The sequence below is a fragment of the Vibrio fujianensis genome, assembly GCF_002749895.1.
Lineage (GTDB): Bacteria > Pseudomonadota > Gammaproteobacteria > Enterobacterales > Vibrionaceae > Vibrio > Vibrio fujianensis.
The window spans coordinates 1-7,143 of record NZ_NBUS01000025.1 but is presented as its reverse complement, the minus strand read 5'-3'; the positions used below and the strand labels follow the sequence as shown (position 1 = coordinate 7,143).

Genomic DNA, 7,143 nt, shown 5'->3' with positions numbered 1-7,143 from the left:
GCTCTGTCGCACGCTCTTCTGTTTTACGCATGTTGACCATGATGCCAACACTTTTCAGATTTGGCCATTCAAGCTCTAAATAACCTAAAAATGACAACTCATTCGTGACTAATGCACAGCGTGTTTCCTCACGGCCATGCCCTTTTTCTTGGCTCGCATAACTGTCGCCCTCTGCAAACTCCTGCAACATCGAAGGGCGATAAAACTCACCTATCGCTTTCTCTAACGAGCCTTGGTTTCCCTTTACAGCAAGTAAGTAATCGGCATTTTTATCAACTATCTTTTGCGCGATTTTTCTCTGACAACCCATAGCATCAATCGTCACTAAGCAACCAGAAATATTTAGCAATTCCAATAACTTCGGTATTTCTGTGATTTCATTGGTTTTTTCATTTACCTTAGATTGGCCAAGACAAAGCCCTTGCGCGGTTGCAAATGCATTGACCATATGAATTGCAGAGCGTTCTTCAGATTTGTTATAAGAGCCGCGTACCGTTTTTCCATCAATGGCAATGACTTCACCATCTGTGATTTGATGGCAATCTTTCATCCAACTAATGAACGCTTTTTGCATCGCTGACGGGCTCACCATGCCCATAACGCGCGCGATGGTATCTGACGACGGAATACCATTCTCAAAATCACCCAATGATTTAAGAAAATCGATTCGGCTTTCACCAAAATCACAGATACCTTCCCAGGTATCAAAACCGGAGAGCACACCACAGATCGTCAACAAAATAATGTCTGACAATTTGTGTTCTACCTTAGCGGCTTGACGGTAATCTTTTATTACTTCGAAATGCATAAATGGGTTCGTTAAAGTGGTCATAATTTGGCTCCGTTTAAGTACAGAACCATTAAAAAACACTCAAAATGATCTACAAATTGATCCTTAATGAGTTTCCAATATTGTGATGAATGCTAAAGAAATACCTTGTAAATTAGAAAATACTAATTTGACGAAAGCCCTTTAAAAATGGGCATGTTCATGCGATTTCCCTGCGCATTGCACTAAAAACCAATAAAATCAATGCATAACGAAAATGCCGCGCGTTGCGAATCCCTCTTTAACGCCTTGTTAGCACTTTAACTGTTTCCCACTTAACTACCAACATTTGCATACTTTTACCTGCTAATACAATCAAAATTGCACCTAATAAAACTGGCGTAATTAGAAAACCCCAACTTTGTCCCGATAGCATGATTAACAACGGATTTGCACCTGCAGGGGGATGTGTCGTTTTTGTCATTAACATTACACTCACCGCTATTCCCGTTGCTAGCGCCAATGTAACTGGTGATACACCAATATACTGCGTAAAAAACACCCCAACAAAAGCTGTAATTAAGTGCCCAAAAATAACATTTTTAGGCTGAGCAAGAGGGCTACTTGGCACCCCAAACACAAGCACCGCTGTAGCACCAAAAGGAGCCATTAATAAGGCAACTTCATTCAATGTTGAATCTAGAAAAGAGAGTAACCCTATGGCTAAAAAAGCCCCGACACCCGCAAAAATCGACATGACCATACTATTCATAAATACACTCCAAAAAGTAGACCAATCTGTCTACATAAACAGGGTAGACAATTCGGTCTACACATGTCAATATCTATTTAAAGGAGAAATAAAATGAATCCAAAACGTCAATTACTGATAGATACAGCATTAGACCTTTTTTATAAAAATGGAATAAATTCGATTGGAATCAATGAAGTAATCAGTGTTTCTGGTGTAGCAAAACGCACTCTCTATTCTCATTTTGAAAGTAAAGAAGCCTTAATTATTGCATCTTTACAAAAACGACACGAAATATTTACCTCGTGGTTAGAACACAAGCTCTCAGGTTCTAATTCAAATCAGGATGTCATTCACCGTTTATTTTTATCGCTAGCAAGTTGGTTTGAGCACAAAGAGAATATGTTAGGTGATTTTAGAGGCTGCTTTTTCATTAATACTTCAGCAGAATTTAGCGACATGAACAGCGAAATATTTCAATTCTGTCACTTCCACAAAGAACAAGTACGGGAAATTATTAGTCGCCATCTTATAAGTACCGATAGCACATTGCTTGATGCTATCTGTATTATGAAGGAGGGAGCAATAGTTACCGCACATCTCGGTGGAAATGGAAATTTGGTGACATCAAAATGTATTCAAATACTGGAATCGTTTGAGTGCTAACGCCGCATTAAGGGGCAGGCAGCGCAAACAACTGCGCTCAAACTAACCAACCGTAACCTCAAATGCCAAACAAACCAAAACTGCCAAGCGTTGACTGTCCCTCTTGAATGCTTTGTTATGTAACTTTTCTAACCATTTCAAAGCATTACAAAGAACAACATTGCCAAATATCGTTTAACTTACATGAAAAGTTAGCAGTAACCCAGTAGAATTTACGTGGCAACAACGAACCTGCGAGCCCTAGTTCAAAGAAAAAAGTGACTTCCACCAAGCTTATCGCAAACTCGCTTTACCATTGAAGCCAGAGTAAAAACTCGAAGAGCAAGAAGCCGAAAGTTAAATCAACATGCACGAAACTAACTTAAAGAAAGTCGAAATTGAAATTAGATCAATCATAAAAACATCTATTTTTCAATGCATTGTGGGCTTCTTCTCTACGGTTACATAACGCCCGCTTAAGGGGCAGCCAACGCTACTACCAACTCGCATAACATCGTAATCACCAAAACCAACGCATAGTAAAAATGCCACGCGTTGGCTGTCCCTCTTGAAGCGTTTGTTAGGCTATGTAGGTGTACATTGTGACCAGAGGTTCGTGAGGCGTATGAATTAATTCGTCAAAACCATTTTTTTTATATAATTCAATTAACTTTGGATTTTTATCACATTCTAGGATAACAGCGCGCCCGCCAACCAACGCCTTGGCTTCGTTAATGATCGCATATACTTCATCAAGAATTAGCTCTAACGTGATCTTATTTGGCTCAACTGAAAAATTCTTACCAATTTGACCGATCAAGTAAGCTTTGATCTTCTCAGCATTTTTATTGATTCCATCTAAGCGTTTTATTTTACCTTTAGATATATCAGAATGGACTAAAGATACTTCTTTGAACGTCAGTGAAAAATAAGCGAGTATTTCACCATCGTCATTTAAGATGAGGTATGTTCTAGAATTATCGCTTTCTTCAAATCGAGTAGCTTTAGATCTAAGGAAGGTTTCTACATCAGGGTTTTTAGGGCAAGTGAAGTTAGAGAAAAGCTTTTGAAGTTTATCACTACCAAAAGCTTCAACTACATCCCCGAGTTTGACAACTGTCGTGTTAATGACTGAATACCTTTTGACTTATCAGACTCATAGTTTCGTTTTTTAACCACTACCTTTCTAGGGTTTGCGGCTGCCATCTTGAACTTCTTAATAACCTTATCGTCAGTTACTTTGAAGTCCTTATCAAATGAAGTAGTTGCCATAACTATCTCCTACACATTGGTTTACCAGAAGTATACACCTCATACAACATGAATGCTATACAAAGTCATTTCCTGAGATGTCAAGACGTAGCCTAACGCCCGGTTAAGGGGCAGCCAACGCCATTACTAAGCTTACGCATAACACCGTAACCACAAAAACCAACGCACAGTAAAAATGCCACGCGTTGGCTGTCCCTCTTGAACCGTTTGTTATGTTTAAGCTTCAATGACTTACGTTTTACCCAAACCAAGATTAACTCAGCTTTGATTCACAAACAAAAGCCAAGACCTGAAAAACTGAAACTACTCATAGATTTGAAAAGCAGACTTCGAATTTTGGCAATTCAAGCACAAAAACCTGTGATCAAAATACTTATTGAGCCAGCCGAACTAACCTCGCGCTTGGCAAAAAATTGATTGAGGCAATTCTCTGAATTTCCAGCGCCAAAGAACAAGTGTCCGGAAAACAGCGCCCGCTGAAGCCAACTTGCCGACAAACACAAAATCAATCAGCCGAGGGAACAAAGAAAAACCATAATCCACTGATTTTTGGTGATTAAACATAACGCCCGCTTAAGGGGCTGACAACGCCACTACCAAGTTTCCGCATAACACCGTAACCACAAAAACCAACGCATAATAAAAATGCCGCGCGTTGGAAGTCCCTCTTGAAGCGTTTGTTATGTTCACAGTTTAAAATGCATAACAATTTCTTTAAGTTGACTTGCAACACGGATAAAACCAAATTTTTCATAAGATTTAATGGCAGCAAGATTACCGGAATAAACCGTTAGCTCTAGCCTATCCCCATTGCGATCCTGTAACACCGACTTCGCTTTAGTTAAAAGAGTTTGTCCGATTGACTTCCCACGTACACTTGGTGACACGTACATTTGAACTAGCTCTAATGAGTGCGGCTGTTCCAAAGAAAGCAAGCCACATAACCCGACTAATTCATTATTGTAAAAAGCACCCAGCATAATGTGATCATTGCTCTCCTTTTCGATCATTTGTTCGAAGAACAACTTCGGTAATTGAGATTGGATCTTGTAATCAGAGCCAAATGCCTCAGGGTATAACCGTAAGCTTTCTAACCGTAATTCTCGATATTTCAAGCTATCTTGCGGCTTTAAAATTTTACAATAAACTTCCATGTTTCCTCGTGTGAACATAACGCCGCATTAAGGGGCAGGCAACGCAAACAACTAAACTAAAACTAGCCAGCCGTAACCTCAAATGCCAACCAAACCAAAACTGCCAAGCGTTGACTGTCCCTCTTGAATGCTTTGTTATGTAACTTTGCTAACTATTTCAAAGCATTACAAAGAACGGCATCGCCAAAGACCATTTAACTTACATGAAAAGTTAGCAGTAACCCAGTAGAATTTGCGTGGCAAAGACGAAACTGCGAGCCCTAGTTCAAAGAAAAAAATGTCTGCCTCCAAACTTATCGCAAACCAGCTGAATCATTAGCAACAAACTGAAGATTCGAAGAATAAAGAAGCCGAAAGCTAAATCAACATGCACGAAACGAACTCAGAAAAAGTCGAAATTGAAATTAGACCAATCATAAAAAACATCTACTTTTCAATGCATTGTGGTCTTTTTCTATACGGTTACATAACGCTGCGTTAAGGGGTGAGCAACGCAACTACCAACTCACCGCATTACACTAAAAACTAATAAAATCAATGCATAACGAAAATGCCACGCGTTGCGAATCCCTCTTTAACGCCTTGTTATACAACAATAATAAAAAACCTATTTAATATTTGCATCTATGAAATCATCTAGAGCTAAGACATATGGTGGAACAAAAGTCTCGATACGTTCCCCCATACTTTTAGAAAACTCATATGTTGCATTAGTGTATTTCAAAAATTCACTGTCCGTCTTTATGCTTTCAAGTGAATTTGATAACGCAAGTAATTTATCAATAATTCTTGTATTTTCCAGCTTCCAATTATTAACCTTTTCACTGGCTAAACGAAGTTTATCCCACTGCTTAACTTCGTTGGCAACAGCGGTATCATGATATTTTAATAGAATAAAGTCATACTCTAAAGAAACTCTGGAGTATATAGAAATCAAAGCACCATATTTTGACAATACTTCGGCTTTCAGACTCAAAAATTCATTATCAGACGTTACATCGCTTTTAGTAGGAGTCAAAACGTAATACATATAATAATGTAAACTTAAGTTGTCCATAGCTCCTATGAAACTAACTGTTTTAGAGCCAAGTTCACCAGCATAGTCTGAAGACTTATCTACCGTCTTTTCCACCTCTGACCAAAATTTTTGTATTTCATTTGCTGTTTGCTTCTCAATAAGTGTCTTTTGTACAGATGATAACTGTAAGTTAACAACAAAAGCCAAAATCGTTAAGATAACAAGGAGAGAACTGTTAATTAGTTCAATTTTTCTCAATCTGTTGTTAGAAATAGATTTAGTGCCTTTCTTTACTTGTGCTTGTGCTATTAGTTTTTCTTTAATTTGTCTATTTTTTTCAGTCAGCAACCTGTTTGTCCCCACTATATCAATGTTGTATAACGCCGCATTAAGGGGCAGGCAACGTAAACAACTAAACTCAAACTAGCCAGCCGTAACCTCAAATGCTCACCCAAACCAAAACTGCCAAGCGTTGACTGTCCCACTTGAATGCTTTGTTATGTAACTTTGCTAACCATTTCAAAGCATTACAAAGAACAACATTGTCAAATATCATTTAACTTACATGAAAAGTTAGCAGTAACCCAGTAGAATTTGCGTGACAACGACGAAACTGCGAGCCCTAGTTCAAAGAAAAAAATGACTGCCACCAAACTTATCGCAAACCCGCTGAATCATTAACAACAATCTGAAGATTCGAAGAATAAAGAAGCCGAAAACCAAATCAAAATGAATAAGACTAATTTTACAAACTGTATAAATAACCAATTAAAACAACCACTTAAAAGTATAAACATGTAAAGTAGAAGCTAAACTCAAAGTAAATAAATCATAAAAACACTTTAATTTTCAATATATTACGGAATTTTTCTCTACGGTTACATAACGCCCGCCTAAGGTGCTGGCAACGCATAACAACCAAACTAAAACACAACAACCATAACCACCACGGCTCATTGGGACTGGAAACGCCGCGCGTTGACAGTCCCTCTTGAGGCGTTTGTTAGCTTCGTAGCCTATTGTTTCAAAATGACTTTTAACCCTTTTACTTGAAAGGCATTTTACGAAAAAGCATCACACAAACACACGTCCAACGCCAAAAGCTGTGAAGTAAGCAGCCAAAACTCAAAACGATCAAGGTTAAGTTGGCCACGGTTAAGAATCCGCGACAAAGAAAGCACAATTTCAGCGATGATGCAGCTATTTGTGAAACCAAACTTTCCGGGTGGAGCATCCAACAACATTGAAGCATCGAGGTTTGATGGTTTTCAGCGACTTTGAAACTGCGGAACTTTCAGCTATTTCTACCAAATTGCATCAAGCAAAACTCAGAAACCAAATTGTGCAATTTAGACGCTCAAAGCTGATTTCTCAGAACAATTGAACTTAGATTTTGATGATTTTAGCCTTTAAGAAGCTAACGCCGCGTTAAGGGGCAGCCAACGCTACTACAAACTTTCCGCATAACACTGTAACCACAAAAACCAACGCATAATAAAAATGCCACGCGTTGGCTGTCCCTCTTGAACGCTTT

Annotated in this window: 8 protein-coding genes; 1 reads left to right on the top strand and 7 read right to left on the bottom strand. The window is 38.6% G+C overall.

The annotated features are described in order from the left end of the window. Both B7C60_RS00725 and B7C60_RS00715 read right to left on the bottom strand, forming a co-directional pair. A partial coding sequence (locus tag B7C60_RS00725) for an ISAs1 family transposase (RefSeq protein WP_099610008.1) occupies positions 1-832 on the bottom strand: 832 nt, incomplete at its 3' end. 238 nt (positions 833-1,070) lie between these two features. After that, a complete protein-coding gene (locus B7C60_RS00715) occupies positions 1,071-1,541 on the bottom strand; it encodes an HPP family protein (RefSeq protein ID WP_099610007.1) in 471 nt (156 codons plus the stop codon). A gap of 93 nt (positions 1,542-1,634) precedes the next feature. On the opposite strand from B7C60_RS00715, the gene B7C60_RS00710 reads away from it, so the two are divergent. After that, positions 1,635-2,186 (top strand): TetR/AcrR family transcriptional regulator, encoded by a 552-nt coding sequence (locus B7C60_RS00710; protein WP_099610006.1) that lies wholly within the window; start codon positions 1,635-1,637, stop codon positions 2,184-2,186. 559 nt (positions 2,187-2,745) lie between these two features. On the opposite strand, the gene B7C60_RS17155 is transcribed toward B7C60_RS00710, so the two are convergent. The 5 genes from B7C60_RS17155 to B7C60_RS00665 form a co-directional block, all read right to left on the bottom strand. Next, entirely contained in the window at positions 2,746-2,985 is a 240-nt protein-coding gene (locus tag B7C60_RS17155) for a hypothetical protein (RefSeq protein WP_199356095.1), read from the bottom strand. Positions 2,986-3,260: 275 nt separating this feature from the next. Continuing rightward, positions 3,261-3,437 carry a hypothetical protein gene (locus B7C60_RS17070; RefSeq protein ID WP_172953211.1) on the bottom strand — a complete coding sequence of 59 codons (177 nt, stop codon included), beginning with the start codon at positions 3,435-3,437 and terminating at the stop codon, positions 3,261-3,263. A gap of 686 nt (positions 3,438-4,123) precedes the next feature. Beyond that, complete coding sequence (locus B7C60_RS00680; protein ID WP_245868346.1) at positions 4,124-4,591, bottom strand: GNAT family N-acetyltransferase; 468 nt, start codon at positions 4,589-4,591, stop codon at positions 4,124-4,126. Between the two features lie 607 nt (positions 4,592-5,198). Next, positions 5,199-5,957 carry a hypothetical protein gene (locus B7C60_RS00670; protein ID WP_157928663.1) on the bottom strand — a complete coding sequence of 253 codons (759 nt, stop codon included), beginning with the start codon at positions 5,955-5,957 and terminating at the stop codon, positions 5,199-5,201. A gap of 713 nt (positions 5,958-6,670) precedes the next feature. Next, a complete protein-coding gene (locus B7C60_RS00665) occupies positions 6,671-6,853 on the bottom strand; it encodes a DUF645 family protein (RefSeq protein ID WP_061897744.1) in 183 nt (60 codons plus the stop codon). Positions 6,854-7,143 lie beyond the last annotated feature (290 nt).